The sequence below is a fragment of the Kitasatospora sp. NPDC002040 genome (assembly GCF_040296785.1).
Classification (GTDB): Bacteria; Actinomycetota; Actinomycetes; order Streptomycetales; family Streptomycetaceae; genus Kitasatospora.
In genome coordinates, this window is record NZ_JBEOXV010000007.1 from 103433 (window position 1) to 128091 (window position 24659).

At 71.8% G+C, this 24659-nt stretch carries 21 protein-coding genes; 17 read left to right on the forward strand and 4 right to left on the reverse strand.

Features of this window, described 5'->3' with window-relative positions; translation table 11 throughout:
- Nucleotides 1–792: a pyrimidine reductase family protein gene (locus ABT118_RS18680; RefSeq protein WP_350669851.1), complete on the reverse strand. Its 792-nt coding sequence runs from the start codon at nt 790–792 to the stop codon at nt 1–3.
- Between ABT118_RS18680 and zapE the strand changes: the two genes are divergently transcribed.
- From zapE to ABT118_RS18725, 9 genes are all read left to right on the forward strand, one after another.
- Nucleotides 791–1909, forward strand: coding sequence for a cell division protein ZapE (gene zapE, locus ABT118_RS18685; protein ID WP_350669852.1), 1119 nt, complete (start codon nt 791–793; stop codon nt 1907–1909). The two genes, ABT118_RS18680 and zapE, sit on opposite strands and share 2 nt — an antisense overlap.
- 111 nt (nt 1910–2020) lie before the next feature.
- Nucleotides 2021–2620, forward strand: a complete 600-nt coding sequence (locus ABT118_RS18690; protein ID WP_502884582.1) for an RNA polymerase sigma factor — start codon at nt 2021–2023, stop codon at nt 2618–2620.
- Nucleotides 2617–3438, forward strand: a complete 822-nt coding sequence (locus ABT118_RS18695) for a zf-HC2 domain-containing protein (RefSeq protein WP_350669854.1) — start codon at nt 2617–2619, stop codon at nt 3436–3438. The genes ABT118_RS18690 and ABT118_RS18695 overlap by 4 nt, the downstream gene beginning before the upstream one ends.
- A gap of 39 nt (nt 3439–3477) precedes the next feature.
- Nucleotides 3478–4287, forward strand: coding sequence for an ABC transporter ATP-binding protein (locus ABT118_RS18700; protein ID WP_350669855.1), 810 nt, complete (start codon nt 3478–3480; stop codon nt 4285–4287).
- The gene (locus tag ABT118_RS18705; RefSeq protein WP_350669856.1) at nt 4284–5696 is read left to right on the forward strand and encodes a hypothetical protein; all 1413 of its coding nucleotides are present in this window, start codon (nt 4284–4286) and stop codon (nt 5694–5696) included. The genes ABT118_RS18700 and ABT118_RS18705 overlap by 4 nt, the downstream gene beginning before the upstream one ends.
- Entirely contained in the window at nt 5693–6259 is a 567-nt protein-coding gene (locus ABT118_RS18710; protein ID WP_350669857.1) for a hypothetical protein, read from the forward strand. The genes ABT118_RS18705 and ABT118_RS18710 overlap by 4 nt, the downstream gene beginning before the upstream one ends.
- A gap of 41 nt (nt 6260–6300) precedes the next feature.
- Entirely contained in the window at nt 6301–8391 is a 2091-nt protein-coding gene (gene uvrB, locus ABT118_RS18715; protein ID WP_350669858.1) for an excinuclease ABC subunit UvrB, read from the forward strand.
- Between the two features lie 214 nt (nt 8392–8605).
- Complete coding sequence (locus tag ABT118_RS18720) at nt 8606–9184, forward strand: TerD family protein (RefSeq protein WP_350669859.1); 579 nt, start codon at nt 8606–8608, stop codon at nt 9182–9184.
- 216 nt (nt 9185–9400) lie between these two features.
- Complete coding sequence (locus ABT118_RS18725; protein ID WP_350669860.1) at nt 9401–10387, forward strand: TerC family protein; 987 nt, start codon at nt 9401–9403, stop codon at nt 10385–10387.
- A gap of 58 nt (nt 10388–10445) precedes the next feature.
- Here the strand turns inward: ABT118_RS18725 and ABT118_RS18730 are convergent, their stop codons facing one another.
- The 3 genes from ABT118_RS18730 to ABT118_RS18740 form a co-directional block, all read right to left on the reverse strand.
- Complete coding sequence (locus ABT118_RS18730; protein ID WP_350669861.1) at nt 10446–11405, reverse strand: TauD/TfdA dioxygenase family protein; 960 nt, start codon at nt 11403–11405, stop codon at nt 10446–10448.
- 308 nt (nt 11406–11713) lie between these two features.
- Nucleotides 11714–12364, reverse strand: a complete 651-nt coding sequence (locus ABT118_RS18735; protein WP_350669862.1) for an MBL fold metallo-hydrolase — start codon at nt 12362–12364, stop codon at nt 11714–11716.
- A 56-nt stretch (nt 12365–12420) separates the two neighbouring features.
- Complete coding sequence (locus tag ABT118_RS18740) at nt 12421–13209, reverse strand: maleylpyruvate isomerase family mycothiol-dependent enzyme (RefSeq protein WP_350669863.1); 789 nt, start codon at nt 13207–13209, stop codon at nt 12421–12423.
- A 307-nt stretch (nt 13210–13516) separates the two neighbouring features.
- On the opposite strand from ABT118_RS18740, the gene uvrA reads away from it, so the two are divergent.
- From uvrA to gap, 8 genes are all read left to right on the forward strand, one after another.
- Nucleotides 13517–16447: an excinuclease ABC subunit UvrA gene (gene uvrA, locus ABT118_RS18745; protein ID WP_350669864.1), complete on the forward strand. Its 2931-nt coding sequence runs from the start codon at nt 13517–13519 to the stop codon at nt 16445–16447.
- 154 nt (nt 16448–16601) lie between these two features.
- On the forward strand, nt 16602–17051 hold the full coding sequence (locus tag ABT118_RS18750; protein ID WP_350669865.1) for a Rieske (2Fe-2S) protein: 450 nt from the start codon (nt 16602–16604) through the stop codon (nt 17049–17051).
- A gap of 172 nt (nt 17052–17223) precedes the next feature.
- Nucleotides 17224–18219 carry an ArsR/SmtB family transcription factor gene (locus ABT118_RS18755; protein WP_350669866.1) on the forward strand — a complete coding sequence of 332 codons (996 nt, stop codon included), beginning with the start codon at nt 17224–17226 and terminating at the stop codon, nt 18217–18219.
- Between the two features lie 95 nt (nt 18220–18314).
- On the forward strand, nt 18315–20288 hold the full coding sequence (gene uvrC / locus ABT118_RS18760; protein WP_350669867.1) for an excinuclease ABC subunit UvrC: 1974 nt from the start codon (nt 18315–18317) through the stop codon (nt 20286–20288).
- Between the two features lie 64 nt (nt 20289–20352).
- Nucleotides 20353–21231 carry an RNase adapter RapZ gene (rapZ, locus tag ABT118_RS18765; protein ID WP_502884585.1) on the forward strand — a complete coding sequence of 293 codons (879 nt, stop codon included), beginning with the start codon at nt 20353–20355 and terminating at the stop codon, nt 21229–21231.
- 101 nt (nt 21232–21332) lie between these two features.
- Nucleotides 21333–22388 (forward strand): gluconeogenesis factor YvcK family protein, encoded by a 1056-nt coding sequence (locus ABT118_RS18770; protein ID WP_502884586.1) that lies wholly within the window; start codon nt 21333–21335, stop codon nt 22386–22388.
- A complete protein-coding gene (gene whiA, locus ABT118_RS18775) occupies nt 22379–23359 on the forward strand; it encodes a DNA-binding protein WhiA (protein ID WP_057240357.1) in 981 nt (326 codons plus the stop codon). The genes ABT118_RS18770 and whiA overlap by 10 nt, the downstream gene beginning before the upstream one ends.
- A gap of 286 nt (nt 23360–23645) precedes the next feature.
- Nucleotides 23646–24650, forward strand: coding sequence for a type I glyceraldehyde-3-phosphate dehydrogenase (gene gap / locus ABT118_RS18780; RefSeq protein ID WP_350669868.1), 1005 nt, complete (start codon nt 23646–23648; stop codon nt 24648–24650).
- Nucleotides 24651–24659: the final 9 nt, after the last annotated feature.

The following is a 24659-nucleotide window of genomic DNA, read 5'->3' on the forward strand; positions in this document are numbered from 1 at the left end:
TCACAGGGAAGGGCGGGATACGGGAGCCGGCTCGGCCGGACGCAGGTAGCGGGTGAAGAGGAAACCTTTCTGCTCGATCAATGAGACCAGCCGCATCGACTGTGTGTCAGACATTTCCGCATGGTGGAGGATTCGTGGCGCGTCGCCACCGGTGAGCAGCGGGGCCAGCGAGAGGCAGAGTTCGTCCAGCAGCCCGGCCGCCGCCAGCTGCCCGAGCAGCCGGGGCCCACCCTCCGTCAACTGCCTGGTCCAGCCCCGTTCGGCCAGCGCGGCCAGGGCCGTCGGCAGGTCCACCGACCGCTCGCCCGCGACGATCAGATCGGCCACCTTCGCCACCTCCCGGCGGGTCTCGGCGGGGGAGTCCTCGGTGGTGATCACCACCGTGCGGACCGGCGGATCGGTGAACAACGGCGTGGTCAGGGCCAGTCCGAGGCTCCGGCTGACGATCGCGATCCCCGGCGCGGGCTGCTGCCCGGCCGCCGCCCGGGCCGCCGCGAACTCGGCCCGCGCCCTGGCCGGCCGGTACCCCTCGGCACGGACCGTCTCGGCCCCTACCAGCACCACGTCGCACAGCGCCCGCAGCACCCCGAAGATCCGCTTGTCGGCGTCCCCCGACAGCCCCTCGGAGAGACCCTCCAGCCGGGCCGCGCCGTCCAGCCCGGCGACCATGTTGGCCCGCAGCCAGGGGCGGCCGTGGTTCACCTGGTCGGGGTACGCGTAGACCTCGGCGAGCGCCTCCAGGGAGTGGAGATCGTCGTGACGGTTGCCGGACGGGCTGATCAGCTGCTGCATGAGTTCGAGTCTTCCACGGGCAGTACCCTCTACTAACGTGCCCGCAGCCTCCCGCCCCGATGCCATAGCGACCGCTTCCGCGACCGTCTCCGCCCCCGCGACCCCGGTCGCGCTCACCGACCGCCGGCCGGTCGTGCCCGCCGAGCGCCTGGTCGCCGAGATGGTCCCGCCGCCGCGCTTCGCCGGTGTCAGCTTCGGCAGCTACCTGCCCGACCCGACCCAGGCCAGCCAGTACGAGGCGGTCCGGGTGCTGGAGGAGTTCGCGGCCGGGATCTCGGCCGCGGCCGAGCCCGCGAAGAAGGGCTGGTTCCGCCGCTCCGCCCCCGCCCCGACCGGTCCGGCCGGCGTCTACCTGGACGGCGGCTACGGCGTCGGCAAGACCCACCTGCTGGCCTCGCTCTGGCACGCCACCCCGGGCCCGAAGGCGTTCGGCACCTTCGTCGAGCTGACCAACCTGGTCGGCGCGCTCGGCTTCCAGCAGGCCGTGCAGACCCTCTCCGGCCACCGGCTGCTCTGCATCGACGAGTTCGAGCTGGACGACCCGGGCGACACCGTGCTGGTCTCCACCCTGCTCGGCCGCCTGGTCGAGAACGGCGTCAAGCTCTGCGCCACCTCCAACACGCTGCCGGAGAAGCTCGGCGAGGGCCGGTTCGCCGCCACCGACTTCCTGCGCGAGATCCAGGGCCTGTCGGCGCACTTCCGCCCGCTCCGGATCGACGGCCAGGACTACCGCCACCGCGGCCTGCCGGACGCCCCGCCGCCGTACTCCGACGCGACCGTCGCCGAACGCGCCGCCGCCACCCCCGGCGCGGCCCTGGACGACTTCGACGCGCTGCTGGAGCACCTGAAGGCCGTCCACCCCAGCCGCTACGGCGCGATGCTGGACGACGTCCAGGCGGTCTTCCTGCGCGGCGTCCACCAGGTCGACGACCAGTCCACCGCGCTGCGCCTGGTGGTGCTGGCCGACCGGATGTACGACCGGGAGCTCCCGATCACCGCCTCCGGCCTGCCGTTCGACCAGGTCTTCCCCGAGGAGCTGCTCAAGGGCGGCTACCGGAAGAAGTACCTCCGGGCCGTCTCCCGCCTGGTCGCACTGGCCCGCGACAGCGCCGCGTAGCGCCGGTCCGGCGGATCCGGCCGGAACGGTGCGCGGCATGGGGCACCCGTCCGGGCGGCCCCGGACCGCCGTGCGAACGGCCTCCGCCCCGCTGTGACGCAGATCACCGCGATGGAAGAACCCGCAGGCGGGATCGGGCGTCTGGCTGGTGTGAGAACACGCAGGAGAGCACTGGACCAGCTGGACGAGGAACGCCTCCTCCGGCTGGTCGCGAAGGGCGACCGCGGGGCGTTCGACGAGCTGTACCGCCGCACCTCGCCGTGGCTGGCGGTCCGGCTGCGCCGCCGCTGCGCGGACGAGCAGATCGTCGCCGAGGTGATGCAGGAGACCTACCTGGCGGTCTGGCGCGCGGCCGGCGCCTTCGCCGGGAGCGCGGTCGGCGGCTCGGCCGTCGGGTGGCTGTGGACGATCGCGGCGCGCCGCCTGGTCGACGCGTTCCGGCGCCGGGCCCACCACGCCGAACCCCCGGTCGCCGCCGCCGAGCGGGCCGTGGTGCCCGCGGCCGAGGAGGAGGTGCTGGCCGGGACCGTCGGCGGTGACGTCGGCGACGCGCTGCGGCGGCTGGCACCGGAGCTCCGGCAGGTACTGCAGGCCACGGTGCTGGACGGACTGTCCGTCCGGGAGACCGCCGTCCTGCTCAGACTCCCCGAGGGCACGGTCAAGACCCGCGCCCGCCGGGCCAGGATCGCGATGCGGGAGGCACTGGCATGAGCGTGGAGCATGCGTCGCTGCAGTTGATCGGCGAGTACGCGGGCGGCGGGGAGCTGCCGGCGGACACGCTGTGGGCGCTGGAGGCCCACCTGGAGGGGTGCGCGCGGTGCCGGGCCGGGCTGGCGGCCTCCGTGGCCGCCGGGGAGCCCGGCACCGCCGCCCTGCTGGAGACGGTCCGGGCCGCGCTGGCACCGGAGTTGGCGGCAGGACCGGCCCGGGCCGGGCGGTACCGCCGGTACCGGGTGCCGGCCTGGCTGACCCCGGCGACGGCGCCGTGGCTGATGATGACCGTCACCTTCACCCTGCTGGCGCTGCTGCTGGACGGCGCCGGTCTGCCCGAACTGTTCGGCGGCGCCTCGGCGTTGCTGCTGGTCGCCCCGGTGCTGCCGCTGTGCGCGGTGGCCGCCTCCTGGTCGCGCGGGCTGGACCCGGCGTACGAGCTGACCGCCTCGACCGCCCGGGCCGGGCTGCCGCTGCTGCTCCGGCGCACCGCGGCGGTGCTGGGCGCGGTGCTGCCCGTGCTGCTGCTGGAGGGCTGGCTGACCGGGGCCATGACGGCCGCTCAGTGGCTGCTGCCCGCGCTGGCGTTCACCACGGCGGCCCTGGCGCTCGGCAGCGTGGTCGACGTGACCCGTGCCGCGTTCGCCCTGGTGGCCGCCTGGGCCGCCGCCGTGGTGCTGCCGACACTGGCCACCAGCCGGTTCCCGGTCGCCCTGCAGTCGGAGCAACTGCCGCTGTGGGGGCTGCTGTTCGCGCTCGGCTGCGGTGCCGTGGCCGCCCGAAGGGGCGCGTACGCGGTGCCCCGGAACTCTCGCTGACCCCCCTCGAATCCGACCCCCTCGAAAGGGGATCACCGCATGACACGCACGACGGGCGCGGTCGACATCGCGCCGAGGACGTACGCCTGGGAGATCCGGGCCGCCGGCCTGCAGGTCCGGGCCGGGCGGAAGAAGATGGCCGTCGACGGGCTCGACCTCTCCCTGGGCACCGGTGCGCACGGCCTGCTGGGACCGAACGGAGCCGGGAAGACCACCCTGATCCGGGCCCTGGCCACCGTGCTGCGCCCGGCCGCCGGGGAGCTGGAGCTGCTCGGCGGCTCCCCGGGCGGCCCGGGCGGCCTCCGGGCGCTGCGCCGCCGGATCGGCTACCTGCCGCAGGAGTTCGGCTACTACAAGCGCTTCACGGTGCGTGAGTTCGTCGAGTACATGGCCTGGTTGAAGGAGGTCCCGAAGGCGGAGATCCCCGGGGCGGTCCAGCGCGCGGTGGAACGGGTGGGTCTGGCGGACCGTGCCGACCACCGGATGAAGACCCTGTCCGGCGGCATGGTGCGGCGGGCCGGCATCGCCCAGGCGATCGTCAACGACCCCGACCTGCTGCTGCTGGACGAACCGACGGCCGGTCTGGACCCCGCGCAGCGGCTGCGCTTCCGCGAGCTGCTCCAGGAGCTGGGCCGGGAGGCCTGCGTGGTGGTCTCCACCCACCTGGTCGAGGACGTCGCGGCGGCCTGCTCCGACGTGGTGCTGTTCGCCGAGGGGCGGCTGGTCTTCCAGGGCACCCCGGCGGAGCTGGCCGCGGCGGGCGGCCCCGAACACCCGGGCGACAGCCCGCTGGAGCGCGGCTACTCGGCGCTGCTCCGCAACTCCGAGCAGCCCGGGGGCACCTGGTGAACGGACGTGTGCTGGGGATCGAACTGCGGCGCTCCGCGGCCCCGTGGGCCGGCCTGCTCGTGCTGGCCGCCAGCCTGGCGGTGTTCGGCCTGATCGACGGGATCTGGTGGCGCGGCACCGCCGGCTGGACCGCCCAGTGGACCTCGATGGCCCTGTGGACCAGGTACCTGCTGGGCTTCTGGTGGCCCCTGGTGGTCGGTCTCGGCGCGCTGTACGGGCTGCGCGACTCCCGCTCGCGGATGACCGAGCTGCTGGGCACCACGCCGCGCCCGGCCCGGGCCCGGGCGGCGGTACCGGCCGGTGCGACGGCACTCGGGCTGGTGGTGGGCTTCGGCCTGCTGGTCCTGGTGGGCGGTGTCCAGGTGGCACTGGGCGGCACCACCTACCTGCCGCTGGGCTGGCTGCCGATCTCGCTGGTGGCGGTGCTGGCGCTGGTCGCGGGTGCCGTGTTCGGGATGGGCGTGGCCCGGGCCCTGCCCTCCGTGCTCACCCCGCCCGCCCTGACGGTGGCGGTCCTGCTGCTGACCGGCCTGCTGCGTCCGGTCAACGAAGGGGAGCTGCCGACCAGCCAGGCGAACGGCCCGTTCGCCCAGCTGACGCCGGTGACCGCGGAACCCCGCGAGATGCTGCTGACCCTGTCCGGCTCCGTCCACCTCGGCCAGACGCTCTGGCTGCTCGGCCTGCTCGCCACCGGCTTCCTGCTGCTGGCGGCGGGGACCCGGCAGGCCCGGCTGCTCGCCCTGGTGCCCGTGATGGCCCTCACCGCGCTGGCCCTGCTGGTGCTCCCCGCCGACCCGCGCGACACCTACGTGGTCGACCGGGCCGCCGCGAGCCCGGTCTGCGACGGCCCGGTCTGCGTGACGGAGGCGAACCGGTTCCGGCTCGCCGGGCTCGCCCCGTCCGGCCGGGAGGCGCTGCAGGTGCTCCGGGACCGGCTGGGCGACCAGGCGCCGACCACGGTCCGGGAGGACACCGCGCTCCGGGCGCTGGGTGACCCCCGCCCGCTCTCCGGCGACACGGTACTGCTCGACTTCGACGAACGGCTGGTCGCCGGGGCGAGCGGCCGGGACCTGACCCGGGTGCTGGTCGGCCAGGGCCTGGCGCCGAACTGCCGCGGCTACAACGACCGGGAGGGCGGCGGCCTGGAGGGCGTCGCCACGCAGAGCGTCGTCGCCAGCTGGGCGCTCGGCGACCCCCGGCTGGTCCCGCTGGAGCAGCCGGGCACCGACGACTACAACCGCAGCACCTGGGCGGAGGCCGAGGCCACCTGGACGAAGCTGGCGGCACTGCCGCCGGCCGGGCAGCGCGCCTGGATCGCCGAGGTGCGCACCGCCGCCCTCGCCTGCTCGCCGACACCGGAACCGGCAGCGGCACCGGCACTGGCAGCGGCCGGGGCGGTGGCCCGGTGAACTGGCTGCTGCTGTACGGGCGTTCGCGCCAGGTTCCGCTCTCGGCCGCGCTGATCGTCCTGGTCGCCCTGGCGGTGCTGGTGCTGGCCGGGGACGGTCCGGCGGCCCCGTCGACCGCGGTCCTGATGCTCACCGCGAACGTGGCCGCCACCACCGTCGGCCTGGCCGGGCAGGACGCCGCGCTGGACCGGACGGCCGCGATCCGCTGGGCCCCCCGGCGGGCCGCGCACGTCCTGCTGACCGCCGGGTCCGCCGCGGCGGCGGTGCTGGCGGTCCGGGCCCTCGGGCCGGAGCTCGGCTCCACCGCGCTGGTGCTCCGCGACAGCGCGGGCCTGGCCGGTCTCGGCGCGCTCGGGGCGGTGCTGTTCGGGGTGCACTACGCCTGGACCCTGCCGGTCGGGTGGTACGCCCTGGTCTCCTTCGTCCCGCCGCTGTCGGGTGTCGCGGGGGAGATCGGCCACTGGCCGGTGCTCGACCCGGCCACCACGGTGTCGGCCTGGACGCCGGTGGTGCTGCTGGTCACCGGCACCCTGCTGTACGCGGCGGCGGGCCCGAAACGCTGACCGGGCCCGGGCTGTCGGTGCGGGGTCGTACCGTTGACCCCGTGCGTCCCATCACGAGTATCGAGCGGTCCGTGGCGCCCTTCGAGGTCGTCAGCCCCTACCAGCCCAGCGGTGACCAGCCGGCGGCCATCGCCGAGCTGGAGCGCCGCATCCGCGCGGGTGAGAAGGACGTCGTCCTGCTCGGTGCCACCGGCACCGGCAAGTCGGCGACCACCGCCTGGATGATCGAGAAGCTGCAGCGCCCCACCCTGGTGATGGCGCCGAACAAGACGCTCGCGGCCCAGCTCGCGAACGAGTTCCGCGAGCTGCTGCCGAACAACGCGGTCGAGTACTTCGTCTCGTACTACGACTACTACCAGCCCGAGGCGTACGTCCCGCAGACGGACACCTACATCGAGAAGGACTCCTCGATCAACGAGGAGGTCGAGCGCCTGCGCCACTCCGCGACCAACAGCCTGCTCACCCGCCGCGACGTGATCGTGGTCGCCTCGGTCTCCTGCATCTACGGCCTCGGCACCCCGCAGGAGTACGTCGACCGGATGGCCCAGCTGCACGTCGGCGAGGAGGTCGACCGGGACGCGCTGCTGCGCCGCTTCGTCGACATGCAGTACACCCGCAACGACATCGCGTTCAGCCGGGGCACCTTCCGGGTCCGGGGCGACACGATCGAGATCTTCCCGGTCTACGAGGAGCTCGCGGTCCGGATCGAGATGTTCGGCGACGAGATCGAGGCGCTGTACACGCTGCACCCGCTGACCGGCGAGATCATCAGCCAGGACGAGTCGATCTACGTCTTCCCGGCCTCGCACTACGTCGCGGGCCCGGAGCGGCTGGAGCGCTCGGTCAACGACATCGAGCAGGAGCTGGAGCAGCGCCTGGCCGTGCTGGAGAAGCAGGGCAAGCTGCTGGAGGCGCAGCGGCTGCGCATGCGCACCACGTACGACCTGGAGATGCTCCGCCAGATCGGCAGCTGCTCCGGCATCGAGAACTACTCGATGCACTTCGACGGCCGCTCGCCCGGCTCCCCGCCGAACACGCTGCTCGACTACTTCCCGGAGGACTTCCTCCTGGTGATCGACGAGTCGCACGTGACGGTCCCGCAGATCGGCGCGATGTACGAGGGCGACGCCTCCCGCAAGCGCTCGCTGGTGGAGCACGGCTTCCGGCTGCCGTCCGCGCTGGACAACCGCCCGCTCAAGTGGGAGGAGTTCCTGGAGCGGGTCGGGCAGACGGTCTACCTGTCGGCGACCCCGGGCAAGTTCGAGCTGGCCCGGGGCGACGGCACGGTGCAGCAGATCATCCGCCCGACCGGCCTGATCGACCCCGAGGTGATCGTCAAGCCGACGGAGGGTCAGATCGACGACCTGGTGCACGAGATCCGCAAGCGGATCGAGAAGGACGAGCGGATCCTGGTCACCACCCTGACCAAGAAGATGTCCGAGGACCTGACCGACTACCTGCTCGGCCTCGACATCAAGGTCCAGTACCTGCACAGCGACGTCGACACGCTGCGCCGGATCGAGCTGCTGCGCGAGCTGCGGGCGGGCAAGTTCGACGTGCTGGTCGGCATCAACCTGCTCCGGGAGGGCCTCGACCTGCCCGAGGTCTCGCTGGTGGCGATCCTGGACGCGGACAAGGAGGGCTTCCTGCGCTCCGGCACCTCGCTGATCCAGACCATCGGCCGCGCGGCCCGCAACGTCTCCGGCCAGGTGCACATGTACGCGGACCGGATCACGCCCTCGATGGAGCTGGCGATCGGCGAGACCAACCGGCGCCGGATCGTCCAGCAGGAGTACAACACCAAGCACGGGATCGACCCGCAGCCGCTCCGCAAGAAGATCGGCGACATCCTGGACACCCTCTCCCGGGAGGACCTGGACACCGAGGAGCTGCTCGCCACCGGGTACCGGAGCACCGGCAAGGGCAAGGCCGCGGTCCCCGCACTGGGTGCCGGGCGGAAGCCGGCCAAGAGCCTGCCCGCGGCCGAGCTGGCCGACCTGATCCAGCAGTTCACCGACCGGATGCACGCGGCGGCGGCCGACCTCCAGTTCGAGCTGGCGGCCCGGCTGCGGGACGAGATCGGCGAGCTGAAGAAGGAGCTGCGCCAGATGCGCGAGGCGGGCATGGCCTGAGGGCCCGTCAGTAGCACAGCAAGGGCGTACCCCGTGGCGCGGAGCCGGTTTCCGCGCCACGGGGTACGCCCTTGCGAGGGGCGCCCGGGTGCAGGCTCTAGGGTGGTCTGCGGGCAAACCCCGTGCAGGGGGCCTCAGCCGGGGGACGGCAAGGGGGTGTTCCGCCGTTGCGCCGGTCCGGGGCAGGGCCGGGCTGAGGAGAGAGGGCAGTACCGTGTCGGTGAATCTGGCCAAGGGTCAACGGGTCAGTCTGCAGAAGAGCTCGGGCGAGTCGCTCACGGTGGTCCGGATGGGCCTGGGGTGGAAGGCCGCGCCCAAGCGCGGGCTGTTCGGCAGCAGGACCAGGCAGATCGACCTGGACGCCTCGGCCCTGCTGTACGCCGAGCGGACCCCGTCCGACGTGGTCTTCTTCCAGCACCTGGTCAGCAACGACGGCTCCGTCCGGCACACCGGGGACAACCTGGTCGGCGGGGCGGGCTCGGAGGACGACGAGTCGATCCTGGTGGACCTGGCCCAGGTGCCGGCCCACATCACCCAGGTGGTCTTCACGGTCAGCTCGTACACCGGCCAGAGCTTCGCCGAGGTGCAGCAGGCGCACTGCCGGCTGGTGGACGAGTCCACCGACCAGGAGCTGGCCCGGTACGAGCTGACCGGCGGCGGCCCGCACACCGGGCAGATCATGGCCAAGGTGTACCGGGACGGCGAGGGCGGCTGGGGCATGCAGGCGATCGGCGCCCCGGCGAAGGCGCGGACGTTCCAGGACATGCTGCCCGCGATCGAGCCGTACCTCTGACCCGACTCGCCCTTTACCTTCTTTACCTTCTCTTGGTGTTCCTGTTAGGCTTGCCGACAGCGGAGGGGAGTATTCCCCCGCAGCGTTCCCGTCATCACGGGCGCCCTTCCGGGTGCCCCGGGGCGCTGGTCCGGTCCGGCCGAGCGCGGCAGACGGGCGGAAGAGACCTCCGGCAGTGACGATGTGTGTCTCGCCTACCTGCCGGAGGAGCAGCTAGTGGACGTGTCCGTAGGTCTTTGGGTCGGCACGATCGGGGTTCTGATCGCCCTGGTCGTGGCCGACTTCTTCATCGGTGGTCGCAAACCGCACGAGGTCTCCATCAAGGAGGCGGGAGTCTGGACCACGGTCTGGATCGTCCTCGCGCTGCTCTTCGGCGGTTTCCTCTGGTGGTACGGCGGCTCGCAGCCGGCGGGTGAGTTCTTCGCCGGGTACATCACCGAGAAGTCGCTGAGTGTCGACAACCTCTTCGTGTTCATCCTGATCATGGGCAAGTTCGCGGTGCCCAGGATCTACCAGCAGCGCGTGCTGATGGTCGGTGTGATCATCGCGCTGGTGCTCCGCGCGGTCTTCATCGCCGGCGGTGCCGCGCTGGTCTCCGAGTTCTCCTGGGTCTTCTACATCTTCGGCGCCTTCCTGATCTGGACCGCGTACAAGCTGGTCAAGGAGGCGATGGGGGACGACGAGGAGGAGGAGTTCGAGGAGAACCGCCTGCTCAAGTCGATCGAGAAGCGCTTCCCGTCGACGGACCAGTACCACGGCACCAAGCTGACGATCAAGCAGAACGGCAAGCGGCTGATGACGCCGATGCTGATCGTGATGCTCGCGATCGGCACCACCGACGTGCTGTTCGCGCTGGACTCGATCCCGGCGATCTTCGGCCTGACCCAGGACCCGTACATCGTCTTCACCGCCAACGCCTTCGCCCTGATGGGCCTGCGTCAGCTGTACTTCCTGATCGGCGGCCTGCTGAAGAAGCTGGTCCACCTCAGCTACGGCCTGTCGGTGATCCTCGGCTTCATCGGCGTGAAGCTGGTGCTGCACGCGCTGCACGAGAGCGGCGTGCACGTCCCCGAGATCGGCATCCCGCTCTCGCTCGGCGTGATCGGCGGCGTGCTGGTGATCACCACCATCACCAGCCTGATCGCCTCGAAGAAGCAGGCGGCGGCCGAGGCCGCCGCCGCGAAGGACGAGATCGACGCCTGACGGTCGATCGACGGAAGGGGCGCCCCGGTCAGCCGGGGCGCCCCTTCCACGTTCCGGCTCACGCGCCGAGCGCGGCCGCCTCCAACTGCTCGGCCGGCACCAGCCCGGCCACCGCCGGGGGCTCGGTCGGCTCCAGCAGGCGGCTCGGGGTGCCGTCCACGCCCACCGGCAGGTCGCCGTCCAGGGTGATCCGGCGGACCAGGCGCGGCTGGTCGCCGTAGTCGTTCACGGCGTAGTGCTGGGTGGCCCGGTTGTCCCAGATCACCACGTCGCCGACCTGCCAGTCCCAGCGGACGGTGTTCTCCAGCCGCTCCACGTACCGCTGGAACAGCTCGATCAGCGCCCGGCTGTCGGCCCCCGAGACGCCCTGGATGCGCTGCGCGAAGGCGCCCAGCAGCAGGCTCTTCTCCCCGGTCACCGGGTGCACCCGCACCAGCGGGTGCTCGGTCTTGAACGCGGTGGAGACGAAGACCTGCCGGAACAGCGCCGCGATCTCCTTGTTGTCCGCGAGCTCCGGGGTCAGCGCCAGGCTGGCGGCGTAGTCGTAGTCGTTGGTGTGCACCGCGCGCAGGCTCTCGGCCAGCACCTTCAGCGGCGCGGGCAGGTCCTCGTACGCGGCGGCGGTGTTGGCCCAGACCGTGGAGCCGCCCGCCTCCGGCAGCTCCAGCGAGCGCAGGATGGACGCCTTCGGGTAGGACGGCACGAAGGTCACGTCGGTGTGCCAGTTGTTCGCCCGGACGCCCTTGGTGGCGTCCAGCTCGAAGATGTACCGGCCGTCCGCGCTCGGCACCGTCGGGTGGCCGACCGGCTGTCCGAGCAGCCGCGCGAACGCCTCGTGCCCGGCGTCGTCCAGGTGCCGCTGGCCGCGGAAGAACAGCACCTTGTGCCGGTACAGCGCGGCCTCGATCGCGGCCACGGTCTCTTGGTCGAGCGAGCCGCTCAGCTCGATGTCGTGCACGACGGCGCCGATCCGGCCGGCGGCGGGGGTGAGACGAAGGTCGATGGCAGCGGTGGTCATGGCTGTCCTCCAGAACAGTGCGGTGGAACTCCCGCCCCGGGCAGGCGAATTCGGCCCGAGCGGGTGGGGGGAACGTGGATGCGCGGAATCAGCGGGCGGACGGGCTGCGGCGACAACAGCAGCGCGTACGGGGAAGCGGACAGCGACTGGTCATGGTCTTCCCCTCTCCCGGCCCTCGTGACGCGGTTCGAATGGCATTCATCGTTCCGCACCGATCTGGCAGCGGTGTTGCGGCGGTATGAAATATCCCGGTCGACGCCGGAAGCCCGCCCCCGGGTGGGGGCGGGCCTCCGGAAACCGATGGATCGTCACCAGCCGCGGGCGCGCCATTCCGGCAGCTGCGGACGCTCGGTGCCGAGGGTGGTGTCGCTGCCGTGGCCCGGGTAGACCCAGGTCTCGTCGGGGAGGACGAAGAGCTTCTCGGTGACGTCGCGGTAGAGGCTGTGGAAGGCGTCCGGGTCCTTCCGGGTGTTGCCGATGCCGCCCGGGAAGAGGCAGTCGCCGGTGAACAGGTGCGGGTGGCCCTGCGGGTCGTCGTAGACCAGCACGATCGCGCCCGGGGTGTGGCCGACCAGGTGGCGGACGGTCAGCTCGACCTGGCCGACGGAGACGGTGTCGCCGTCGTCCAGCAGCAGGTCGGTCGGCACCGGGATGCCGGGGGCGTCGATCCGGCCGGCCGCCGTCCGGGCGCCGGTGGCGGCGACGACCTCGGCGAGGGCACCCCAGTGGTCGGCGTGCTGGTGGGTGGTGACCACGGTGGCGAGCTGGTCGCCGACCGTCTCCAGCAGCACCGGGGCGTCCGCCGCCGCGTCGATCAGCAACTGCTCGTCGGTGGCGCGGCAGCGCAGCAGATAGGCGTTGTTCTCGTACGGCCCGACCGCGATCTTGGTGATGATCAGATGGGCCAACTCCCGTACGTCCGGCGGGCCGCCGACCTTCACTGCTCCGTGGTACGTCATTGCGTCGCTGCTCCTCGTTCGCCCTGGGCCTGAACCTCTGCCGCCATCATGCCGGGTCAGCCCATCGGCGGGAGCTCCGGCAGAGCGGTGTGGTCCAGCTCCTGGTCACCGCGCCGGACCAGCAGGCCGGCTCCGTCCGAGCGGCCGGACAGCCAGGCGGCGAGCGTCCGGACCGGGCCCTCGACGGTGAGCTGCTCGGCGCCGTCGCCCAGGGCGGCCCGCTGGCCGGAGTCGGTGCCGGTCAGGGTGAGCGCCGGCAGGCCCTCCGCCTTCGCGAACTGCTCGGCCAGCCGCGGGAACTCCGCCTCGGCGAAGCCGGCCGGCCACTGCGCGTGGGTGTAGTCGGCGCCGAGGTCGACCAGGTGGTACTCGATCTCCATCTGCCGCTTCAGCGGCAGCTCGTAGGCCGGGAAGAGGAAGCCGGAGCGGTGCCGGATCGTCGCCGTCCAGGCCTCGGCGGGCAGCTTGGCGGCGGCGGCCGTGAAGCGCTCCTGACTGGCGCCCAGGTCGGCCAGCTGCTCGGCCAGCGGGCGGGGCGAGCCGGCCTCGATGTCCTCGTCGCGGGCGGTGGGGGTGGCGTACTGCGGGATGTCCTCGCCGGTCCGGGCGCCGTCCAGCAGGTTGACCAGCGAGTCGGCGTTGCGGGAGATGTGGGTCAGCACGTGGCCCTTGGTCCAGCGCGGCAGGGCGGACGGCTCGGCGACCGCCGCCGGGGCCAGTGCGGCGGCCACCCGCAGCAGCGTCGCGGCGGATGCGTCGACGGCGCGCAGATGGGCGGCGGCGATCTCCGCGGCAGCTGCGGTGTCGGCGTTGTCAGTGGTGGCGTCGATACTGGCGTCGGTCATGGTGTGCGGCCTCCGAATCGGTGTGCTCTCGGGCGTTGCCCCGGTGGGGCACGGCTCGTTGACACTGCGACGGTACCGGCGGGTTCGGCGCTGAGCAGGGGGTTTTCCGGGCGACCACGGTCCGGATCCGGACCGGTTGTCACCCGTTCGGGTGGACTCGGCTGGACAGCGTCGATATTCGAACGCGTGAGCTAGTAGGCTGACGGGCGCACACTGGAAGAATTCACCCGATTGCGCTTGTTGGTCCCGGAGTGGGCCACGCAGCCCTTCCCCAGCCACCCTCCTCCGGAGAAAGGCGCCAGAAGCAGTGGCCGACCGCCTCATCGTCCGCGGTGCTCGCGAGCACAACCTCAAGAACGTCTCGCTCGACCTGCCGCGCGACTCCCTCATCGTCTTCACCGGCCTCTCCGGTTCGGGCAAGTCCTCGCTCGCCTTCGACACGATCTTCGCGGAGGGCCAGCGCCGCTATGTCGAGTCGCTCTCCTCCTACGCGCGCCAGTTCCTCGGCCAGATGGACAAGCCCGACGTCGACTTCATCGAGGGCCTCTCCCCGGCCGTCTCGATCGACCAGAAGTCGACCAACCGGAATCCGCGGTCCACCGTCGGCACCATCACCGAGGTCTACGACTACCTCCGGCTGCTGTTCGCCCGGATCGGCAAGCCGCACTGCCCGCACTGCGCCCGCCCGATCGCCAAGCAGTCCCCGCAGGCCATCGTCGACCGGGTGCTGGAGCTCACCGAGGGCACCCGCTTCCAGGTGCTCAGCCCGGTGGTCCGGGAGCGCAAGGGCGAGTTCGTCGACCTCTTCGCCGACCTGCAGTCCAAGGGGTACGCGCGGGCCCGGGTGGACGGCGCCACCGTCCAGCTGACCGAGCCGCCCACGCTCAAGAAGCAGGAGAAGCACACCATCGAGGTGGTCATCGACCGCCTGACGGTCAAGGAGAGCGCCAAGCGCCGCCTGACCGACTCGGTGGAGACCGCGCTCAAGCTGGCCGGCGGCATGGTGGTGCTCGACTTCGTCGACCTCCCCGAGGACGACCCCGAGCGCGAGCGGATGTACTCCGAGCACCTGTACTGCCCGTACGACGACGTCTCGTTCGAGGAGTTGGAGCCGCGCTCGTTCTCCTTCAACTCGCCCTTCGGCGCCTGTCCCGACTGCTCGGGCCTGGGCAACCGGATGGAGGTCGACCCGGAGCTGGTGATCCCGGACGAGGAGAAGTCGCTCGACGAGGGCGCCATCCACCCGTGGTCCCAGGGCCACACCAAGGAGTACTTCCAGCGGCTGACCGACGCGCTGGCCGGCGAGCTCGGCTTCCGGACCGACCTGCCCTGGGCCGGGCTGCCCGTCCGGGCCAAGAAGGCGCTGCTGTACGGGCACAAGACCCAGGTCGAGGTCCGCTACAACAACCGCTACGGGCGCGAGCGTTCGTACACCGCGCCGTTCGAGGGCGCGATCCCGTTCGTGACCCGCCGGCACTCCGAGTCGGAGAGCGACAGCAGCCGCGAGCGCTTCGAGGGCTACATGCGCGAGGTGCCCTGCCCCTCCTGCCACGGCACCCGGCTCAAGCCGGTGATCCTGGCGGTCACCATCCTCGACAAGTCGATCGCGGACGTCTCCGGGATGTCGATCGCCGACTGCGCCGAGTTCCTCGGCGCGATGAAGCTCAACGACCGCGACAAGCAGATCGCCGAGCGGGTCCTCAAGGAGGTCAACGAGCGGCTCCGCTTCCTGGTCGACGTCGGCCTGGACTACCTCTCGCTGAACCGCGCGGCCGGCACCCTGTCCGGCGGCGAGGCCCAGCGGATCCGGCTCGCCACCCAGATCGGCTCCGGCCTGGTCGGCGTGCTCTACGTGCTGGACGAGCCCTCGATCGGCCTGCACCAGCGGGACAACCACCGGCTGATCGAGACCCTGGTCCGGCTCCGCGACATCGGCAACACGCTGATCGTGGTCGAGCACGACGAGGACACCATCAAGGTCGCCGACTGGGTGGTCGACATCGGCCCCGGCGCCGGTGAGCACGGCGGCAAGGTGGTGCACTCCGGCTCGCTCAAGGAGCTGCTCGACAACGACGAGTCGATCACCGGCCAGTACCTCTCCGGCCGCCGCTCGATCCCGACCCCGGCGGTCCGCCGCCCGCGCGACAAGAAGCGCCAGATCACCGTGCACGGCGCCCGCGAGCACAACCTGCAGGACGTCACGGTCGGCTTCCCGCTCGGCACCTTCACCGCGATCACCGGTGTCTCCGGCTCCGGCAAGTCGACGCTGGTCAACGACATCCTCTACACCCACCTCGCCCGCGAGTTGAACGGGGCGCGCAGCGTCCCCGGCCGGCACACCCGGGTCACCGGCACCGACCTGGTGGACAAGGTGGTGCACGTCGACCAGTCGCCGATCGGCCGCACCCCGCGGTCCAACCCGGCGACGTACACCGGCGTCTTCGACAACGTGCGCAAGCTCTTCGCGGAGACCCAGGAGGCCAAGGTCCGGGGGTACCTGCCCGGCCGGTTCTCCTTCAACGTCAAGGGCGGCCGCTGCGAGCACTGCTCCGGTGACGGCACCATCAAGATCGAGATGAACTTCCTGCCCGACGTCTACGTCCCCTGCGAGGTCTGCCACGGCGCCCGCTACAACCGGGAGACGCTGGAGGTCCACTACAAGGGCAAGTCCATCGCCGAGGTGCTGGACATGCCGATCGAGGAGGGCATGCACTTCTTCGAGGCGGTCCCCGCGATCCACCGCCACCTGCGCACGCTGAACGACGTCGGCCTCGGCTACGTCCGGCTCGGCCAGTCCGCGCCGACGCTCTCCGGCGGCGAGGCGCAGCGCGTCAAGCTCGCCTCCGAGCTGCAGAAGCGCTCCACCGGCCGCACCGTCTACGTGCTCGACGAGCCCACCACCGGCCTGCACTTCGAGGACATCAGCAAGCTGATCAAGGTGCTGGACGGGCTGGTCGAGAAGGGCAACACGGTCATCGTCATCGAGCACAACCTCGATGTGATCAAGACCGCCGACTGGGTCGTCGACATGGGCCCCGAGGGCGGCAGTGGCGGCGGCATGGTGGTCGCCGAGGGTACCCCCGAGGAGGTGGCCGCGATCCCGGCCAGCCACACCGGCAAGTTCCTCCGCGAGATCCTCGCGGGCCGGGTCTCGGACGCCGCCGCACCCGCGGCGGACGCGGCACCCGCCAAGGCACCGCGCAAGCGGGCCGCGGCGAAGACGGCGAAGAAGAAGTAGCGGAGAAGAAGTAGCGAGAAGACGCAGCGCCCGCAGCGCCGTCGCAGAGCCGTCGTCCCCGAACTGTCCGGGGGCGGCGGCTCTCTCAGCTTCCCGGCATAGACTGCGGCCGGTTCCGTCCGTATCCCGATCACCCGCTGAGGGAGTGTCACCGATGACCGAGACCACCCCCGTACCGACCCGCAGGACCGTGCTCTGCGGTGCCGCCGCCGTCCTGGCCACCGGGGCGGGTGGCGTCGCGGTGGCCGGCTGCAGCTCGTCCTCCGCCGACTCCGGCTCCGGTTCCGGTTCCGGCGGCACGGCGGTGGCCCCGGTCACGGTCGGCGCGGCGGCCGACGTGCCGGTCGGCGGCGGCAAGGTGTACCGCGACGCCAAGATCGTGATCACCCAGCCGACGGCCGGTGAGTACAAGGCCTTCAGCGCCAAGTGCACCCACGCGGGCTGCATCGTGGACGTGGTGAAGGACGCCCAGATCCAGTGTCCCTGCCACGCCAGCCACTTCGGCATCGCGGACGGCGCCGTCAGCGCGGGCCCGGCGCCCAGCCCACTCCCGGCCTACCGGGTCGCGCTCAAGGACGGGGCGTTCGAGGTCACCAAGAGCTGACGGCGCTCCGCCGAAGGCGCTCGGCCGACGGCTGCAAGCCGCAGTCGGTCCCCGGCGGTGCCCGGACCCCCGTGCCGGGCACCGGCGTTCGAACCATCGTGCGGGCCACACGGGGGCAACGGACAGGGGTTTCGGCGGTGCCTTAAAGGTGCCGGGAGGACGGGGGGAAGCCGTGCTGCGTATCCATCTGACCGCCGACGACCTGGCCAGGGTCCGGGTGGCGCCGACGGTGGGCCCGCTGGCCGAGGCGTACCACAGCCTCGACCTGCTGACCGGGCCCGGCCGCTGCGCCCAGTTCCGGCCGTGGCGGCAGCAGTTCACCGGCCCGCTGGCCGCCGAGCTCCGTCCGCTGGCCTCGCTGATCCCCGGCCGGGGCCCCTGCTTCGACCTGGGGGCGCTGACCGGGACGGACCTCTCGGTCGAGACCGGGCTGGACCGGCTGCTGGGAGCTCCGGACCGGCTGGTCCGGCTGGAGCTCGGCCACATCGAGACGCCCCGGGCCGACCCGCGCTGGCTGAAGGCTCTGCTGGAGGGCGACCTGACCGCCCGTCAGCGGCTGACCGACTCGGTGGAGGCCTGCTACCGCCTGACCGTGGGGCCGCACTGGAGCCGGCTCCAGGCGCACCTGGACGCGGTCCGCGCCGATCTGGCCCGCACCCTGCTGGAGGGCGGGGTGGAGCGGATGCTGGACACCTTCTGCGCCCCGGTGGTCCGCTGGCGGTCGCCGGTGCTGGAGATCAGCCATCTGCCGCCGGCCGACGTCCACTTGGCCGGGCGCGGCCTGGTGCTGGCGCCGATGGTCTTCCTGGCCGACCCGCCGGTGCTGCTGACCGACATGATGGACCCGGACGCCCCGGCCGTGCTGGCCTTCCCCACCGTCCGGGACCCGCTGGTCGGGGCCGGCCTGTGGGGTGCGACCCCGTCCGCCCGGCACTCGCTCACCGCACTGCTCGGCCGGACCAGGGCCGCCGCGCTGGACGTGGTGGCCGGCGGCTGCACCACCACCGAGTTGGCCCGCCGCCTCAACGTCTCCCCGGCCTCGGCCAGCCAGCACGCCACCGTGCTGCGCAACGCCAACCTGATCACCACCCAGCGCCGGGGCGGCGCGGTCCTGCACACCATCACCCCGCTCGGCACCGAGCTGCTGAACCTCGCGACCGGAGGCTGACGGTCCCCGTCCGGGTCCGGTCCCGCGCCGATCGGTGCGCGGACAACGTCAGGTCGGGCCCGGGCTGTCGGTGCGGGTCGGTACGGTAGGGGACTATGGCTGACCCATCCACGTACCGGCCCGCTCCCGGGGCCATTCCGACCTCGCCCGGGGTCTACAAATTCCGTGACGCGCACGGGCGGGTCATCTACGTGGGCAAGGCCAAGAGCCTGCGGCCCCGGCTCTCCTCGTACTTCCAGGACGTGGCCGGGCTGCACCCCAGGACGGCGACCATGGTGACCACCGCGGCCGCGGTGGAGTGGACGGTGGTGGCCACCGAGGTCGAGGCGCTGCAGCTGGAGTACTCCTGGATCAAGGAGTTCGACCCGCGGTTCAACGTCAAGTACCGGGACGACAAGAGCTACCCGGAGCTGGCGGTCACCCTCAACGAGGAGTACCCCCGGGTCCAGGTGATGCGCGGCGCGCACAAGAAGGGCGTCCGCTACTTCGGTCCGTACGGGCACGCCTGGGCGATCCGCGAGACGGTCGACCTGATGCTCCGGGTGTTCCCGGTCCGGACGTGCTCGAACGGGGTGTTCAAGCGGGCCCGGCAGATCGGCCGGCCCTGCCTGCTCGGGTACATCGGCAAGTGCGCCGCGCCCTGCGTCGGGAAGATCTCGGCCGCCGAGCACGTCGAACTCGCCGAGGAGTTCTGCGACTTCATGGCCGGGCGGACGGGCAACCACCTGCGCCGGCTGGAGCAGGAGATGCAGCAGGCCGCCGCCGACATGGAGTACGAGAAGGCCGCCCGGCTGCGCGACGACCTCGGCGCCCTCAAGCGCGCGATGGAGAAGAACGCGGTGGTGCTCGGCGACGGCACCGACGCGGACCTGTTCGCCCTGGCCGAGGACGAGCTGGAGGCGGCGGTGCAGATCTTCCACGTCCGCGGCGGCCGGGTCCGGGGCCAGCGCGGCTGGGTGACCGACAAGGTCGAGGACGTCGACACCGCCGGGCTGGTCGAGCACGCGCTCCAGCAGCTGTACGGCGGCGGCACCGAGAGCGTCCCGCGCGAGGTGCTGGTGCCCGCCCTGCCGGAGCCGCTGGCGCCGGTGCAGGAGTGGCTGTCCGGTCTGCGCGGCGCCCAGGTCGACCTGCGGGTGCCCCAACGCGGGGACAAGAAGGACCTGATGGCCACCGTGCAGCGGAACGCACAGCAGTCGCTGGTGCTGCACAAGACCAAGCGCGCCTCCGACCTGACCACCCGCAGCCGGGCGCTCCAGGAGATCGCCGACGCGCTGGAGCTGGACTCGGTGCCGCTGCGGATCGAGTGCTTCGACATCTCGCACCTCCAGGGCGAGGACGTGGTCGCCTCGATGGTGGTGTTCGAGGACGGGCTGGCCCGCAAGAGCGAGTACCGTCGGTTCCAGATCAAGGGGTTCGCCGGCCAGGACGACGTCCGGTCGATGCACGAGGTGATCACCCGTCGGTTCCGCCGCTACCTCCAGGAGCGCGAGCAGACCGGCGAGTGGGCCGTCCCGGAGGAGGATGAGGAGCAGACCGGCCCCCGCACCGAGGACGGCCGCCCCAAGCGGTTCGCCTACCCGCCCCAGCTGCTGGTGGTCGACGGCGGCCAGCCGCAGGTCGCTGCTGCCCGCCGGGCCCTCGATGAGCTCGGCATCGACGATGTCGCACTCTGCGGGCTGGCCAAGCGACTTGAGGAGGTCTGGCTGCCGGGGGAGAGCGACCCGGTGGTGCTGCCGCGCTCCAGCGAGGGCCTCTACCTGCTCCAGCGGGTGCGCGACGAGGCGCACCGGTTCGCGATCGGCTATCAGCGCACCAAGCGGGCCAAGCGCCTCACGGCGGGGGAACTGGACTCGGTCCCCGGCCTCGGCGAGACTCGCCGCCAGGCTCTGCTCAAGCACTTCGGCTCACTGAAGAAGCTTCGGGCGGCCACCGTGGCGGAGATCTGCGAGGTGCCGGGTATCGGCCTGCGCACGGCGGAGACTGTTGTCGCGGCGTTGGCGGTCCGTACACCGGCCGCCCCCGCCGTGAACACCGCCACCGGCGAGATCATTGAGGAGACGCCTTGACGGCCGACGCCGTCCGTCGGGCTCACCGGCAGAGAACCACCGAGAGCGGGGACCAGAAGTGACAGTGTCCGATGTGGGAGAGAGTGCCCCGGAGCTGGTGATCATCTCCGGCATGTCCGGAGCCGGCCGCAGCACCGCGGCCAAGTGCCTGGAGGACTTGGGCTGGTTCGTGGTGGACAACCTGCCGCCCGCCCTGATCCCGACCATGGTGGACCTCGGCGCCCGCTCGCAGGGCGCGGTGCCCCGGATCGGCGTCGTGGTCGACGTCCGCGGCCGGAAGTTCTTCGACGACCTGCTGACCTCGCTGGACGAGCTGGAGAAGCGCGGCGTCAGGCTCCGGGTGGTCTACCTGGAGTCCTCCGACGACGCCCTGGTCCGCCGGTTCGAGTCGGTCCGCCGCCCGCACCCGCTCCAGGCCGACGGCCGGATCGTGGACGGCATCGAGCGCGAGCGCGACCTGCTGCGCGAGCTGCGCGGCGAGGCCGACCTGGTGATCGACACCTCCAACCTCAACGTGCACCAGCTCCGGGCCAAGCTGGACGCCCAGTTCGCCGACCACGACGAGCCCGAGCTGCGCGCCACCGTGATGTCGTTCGGCTTCAAGTACGGCCTGCCGGTCGACGCCGACCTGGTGGTGGACTGCCGGTTCCTGCCCAATCCGCACTGGGTCCCGGAGCTGCGCGCCCGCACCGGCACCGACACCGACGTGGCCGCCTACGTGTTCCAGCAGCCGGGGGCGAACGAGTTCCTGGACGGCTACACCGAGCTGCTCCGGATCATCACCGAGGGCTACCGCAGGGAGGGCAAGCGCTACATGACGCTTGCCGTAGGCTGCACCGGTGGAAAGCACCGCAGCGTGGCGATGTCGGAGCGGCTGACGAAGCGTCTGATCGCGGACGGTGTCGAGACGGTGCTGGTCCACCGAGACATGGGCCGGGAGTGACCCGCGGGGAGTGACACCAGCGCCCCGGCCGTCGCTCACACAGGTACAGGACGGGGCGCGGCCGGTACAGGGCGGCGCCGAGAGCAGAACGTGGGGTCGGTGTGACGGCATACTCGCCAGCGCGGCAGCACAGGACCGCCGACCGGGTCCAGAACGTCAGCGGCAGGGGCCGCGGTGCGCCCAGGATCACCGCGCTCGGCGGCGGTCAGGGGCTGTCCGCCTCGCTCTCCGCGCTGCGCAGGCTGACCACCGAGCTGACCGCCGTGGTCACCGTCGCCGACGACGGCGGCTCCAGCGGCCGGCTCCGCAGCGAGCTGGGGGTGCTGCCGCCGGGCGACCTGCGCAAGGCGCTGGCCGCGCTCTGCGGGGACGACGACTGGGGGAAGACCTGGTCCGAGGTGCTCCAGCTGCGCTTCACCGGCGACGGCGAGCTCGGCGGCCACGCGGTCGGCAACCTGCTGATCGTGGCGCTCTGGGAGAAGCTCGGCGACCCGGTGGAGGCGCTCAACTGGGTCGGCCGGCTGCTCAACGTGCACGGCCGGGTGCTGCCGATGTCGGCCGTCCCGCTGGACATCGAGGCCGTCGTCCGGGGCCACGACCCGGAGCTGCCGGGTGAGTTGAGCTCGGTCCGGGGCCAGGCCAACGTGGCCGTCACCCCCGGCACGGTGCAGTCCATCCGGCTGCTGCCCGAGCAGCCGCCGGCCGTCCCCGAGGCGGTGGCGGCGGTGCTGGAGGCGGACTGGGTGGTGCTCGGCCCCGGCTCCTGGTTCACCAGCGTGCTCCCGCACCTGCTGGTGCCCGAGCTGGCCGACGCCCTGGTGAAGACCCGGGCCCGGCGGCTGCTCACCCTCAACCTGGCCCCGCAGCCGGGCGAGACCGAGGGCTTCACCCCGCAGCGCCACCTCGAGGTGGTCGCCGACCACGCTCCGGAGCTGGCGGTGGATGCGATCCTGGTGGACGAGCGCGCCGTCACCGGCGGCGCCTTCGGCCAGGCGGACCTGGCCGGGCTGGAGCGGGCCGCCGAACGGATGGGTGCCGTACTGGTGCTCGACCGGGTCGCCGCCGCGGACGGGACGCCGCGACACGACCGGGAGCTTCTGGCGGCTGCGTACGACCGGATTTTCCGGACACATGGAAGGATCGGCCCATGGCGATGACGGCAGCGGTGAAGGACGAAATCAGCCGGCTCCCCGTCACCCGGGCCTGCTGCCGCAAGGCTGAGGTTTCGGCGATCCTCCGATTCGCGGGCGGGCTGCACATTGTGAGCGGCCGGATCGTGATCGAGGCGGAGCTGGACACCGGCATTGCGGCCCGGCGGCTGCGCAAGGACCTGCTGGAGATCTTCGGACACTCCTCGGATCTGGTGGTGATGGCCCCCGGCGGGCTGCGACGCGGCAGCCGGTACGTGGTGCGGGTGGTGAAGGACGGCGAGTTGCTGGCCCGGCAGACCGGGCTGGTGGACGGGCGTGGACGGCCGATCAGGGGCCTGCCCCCGGCCGTGGTCTCCGGGGCGACCTGCGACGCGGAGGCCGCCTGGCGCGGGGCCTTCCTGGCGCACGGCTCGCTCACCGAGCCGGGACGGTCCTCCTCCCTGGAGATCACCTGCCCGGGCTCGGAGGCGGCGCTGGCCCTGGTCGGCGCGGCCCGCAGGCTGGGCATCCCGGCCAAGGCGCGCGAGGTGCGCGGGGTGGACCGGGTGGTGATCCGGGACGGCGACGCGATCGGCGCCCTGCTGACCCGGCTCGGCGCGCACGAGTCGGTGCTGGCCTGGGAGGAGCGCCGGATGCGGCGCGAGGTGCGGGCCACCGCCAACCGGCTGGCCAACTTCGACGACGCCAACCTGCGCCGTTCGGCCCGCGCGGCGGTCGCGGCCGGGGCCCGGGTGCAGCGGGCGCTGGAGATCCTGGGCGAGGAGGTGCCGGAGCACCTGGCGGCGGCCGGTCAGCTCCGGATGCAGCACAAGCAGGCCTCGCTGGAGGAGCTGGGCGCACTCGCCGACCCGCCGCTCACCAAGGACGCGGTGGCCGGCCGGATCAGGCGCCTGCTGGCGATGGCCGACAAGCGCGCCTCCGAGCTCGGCCTGCCGAGCACCGAGGCCAATCTGACCGACGAGATGGCGATGAGCTGACGTAGTCTCACCCTTCGAACGGCCGGTGTCCGCATCGCGGGCACCGGCCGTTCCGCGTCCGAACCGGCCGGTAGCCCCCGACCGGCCCGTCCGGGCACCGGGACCAACTGCCGTACGGGGTGCGGACCTAAGCCATCAAAGTGGCGTTCGGCCCGTAGTACCGGGCTCGGGACGGTGAGGCGATGTGCCCCGGTGACCCTCGGAGAGGTAGGGTCATGGGTGGTCGGGGACATCCCATTTCCACCCCGTCGGCACAGTCCGGCGCACCTAACGAGGAGATCGGTTCGTGACGATCCGGGTAGGCATCAACGGATTCGGCCGCATTGGCCGCAACTTCTTCCGTGCGGTTAAGTCCCAGGGCGCGGACATCGAGATCGTCGGTGTCAACGACCTCACCGACACCAAGACCCTGGCTCACCTGCTCAAGTACGACTCGATCCTGGGCACCCTCCAGGCCGAGGTCAGCCACACCGCCGACAGCATCACCGTCGACGGCCACACCTTCAAGGTGATCGCCGAGCGCGACCCGGCCAACCTGCCCTGGGGCGAGCTGGGCGTGGACATCGTGATCGAGTCCACCGGCATCTTCACCAAGGCCGACGCTGCGAAGAAGCACGTCACCGCCGGTGCCAAGAAGGTCATCATCTCCGCCCCCGCGACCGACGAAGACGTCACCATCGTGATGGGTGTCAACGACGAGAAGTACGACGCGGCGAACCACACCGTCATCTCCAACGCCTCCTGCACCACCAACTGCGTGGCGCCGATGGCCAAGGTTCTCCAGGAGAACTTCGGCATCGTCAAGGGCCTGATGACGACGGTTCACGCGTTCACCAACGACCAGGTGACCCTCGACTTCCCGCACAAGGACCTGCGTCGTGCGCGCGCTGCGTCCATCAACATCATCCCGACCTCGACCGGTGCCGCCAAGGCCACCGCGCTGGTCCTGCCGGAGCTCAAGGGCAAGCTGGACGGCACCTCGCTGCGCGTCCCGGTCCCGACCGGTTCGATCACCGACCTGGTCGTCACCCTCGAGCGCGAGGTCACCGTCGAGGAGGTCAACGCCGCCTTCCAGAAGGCGTCCGAGGGCTCCCTCAAGGGCATCCTGCAGTACACCGAGGACCCGATCGTCTCCTCCGACATCGTGAACTCGCCGTTCTCCACGATCTTCGACTCGCTGATGACGATGGTCCAGGGCAACCAGGTCAAGATCTTCGGCTGGTACGACAACGAGTGGGGCTACTCCAACCGCCTGGTCAACCTGACCACCCTCGTCGGTGGCCAGCTCTGACGCAGCGGA

What these genes read in the sequence shown, in the direction of transcription:
- ABT118_RS18735 (WP_350669862.1), bottom strand. Translation starts at nt 12,364, where the DNA reads ATGACGTACCACGGAGCAGTGAAGGTCGGCGGCCCGCCGGACGTACGG.
- ABT118_RS18690 (WP_502884582.1), top strand. Translation starts at nt 2,021, where the DNA reads ATGGAAGAACCCGCAGGCGGGATCGGGCGTCTGGCTGGTGTGAGAACA.
- zapE (WP_350669852.1), top strand. Translation starts at nt 791, where the DNA reads ATGAGTTCGAGTCTTCCACGGGCAGTACCCTCTACTAACGTGCCCGCA.
- ABT118_RS18680 (WP_350669851.1), bottom strand. Translation starts at nt 792, where the DNA reads ATGCAGCAGCTGATCAGCCCGTCCGGCAACCGTCACGACGATCTCCAC.
- uvrC (WP_350669867.1), top strand. Translation starts at nt 18,315, where the DNA reads ATGGCTGACCCATCCACGTACCGGCCCGCTCCCGGGGCCATTCCGACC.
- ABT118_RS18740 (WP_350669863.1), bottom strand. Translation starts at nt 13,209, where the DNA reads ATGACCGACGCCAGTATCGACGCCACCACTGACAACGCCGACACCGCA.
- whiA (WP_057240357.1), top strand. Translation starts at nt 22,379, where the DNA reads ATGGCGATGACGGCAGCGGTGAAGGACGAAATCAGCCGGCTCCCCGTC.
- ABT118_RS18695 (WP_350669854.1), top strand. Translation starts at nt 2,617, where the DNA reads ATGAGCGTGGAGCATGCGTCGCTGCAGTTGATCGGCGAGTACGCGGGC.
- ABT118_RS18750 (WP_350669865.1), top strand. Translation starts at nt 16,602, where the DNA reads ATGACCGAGACCACCCCCGTACCGACCCGCAGGACCGTGCTCTGCGGT.
- ABT118_RS18730 (WP_350669861.1), bottom strand. Translation starts at nt 11,405, where the DNA reads ATGACCACCGCTGCCATCGACCTTCGTCTCACCCCCGCCGCCGGCCGG.
- ABT118_RS18700 (WP_350669855.1), top strand. Translation starts at nt 3,478, where the DNA reads ATGACACGCACGACGGGCGCGGTCGACATCGCGCCGAGGACGTACGCC.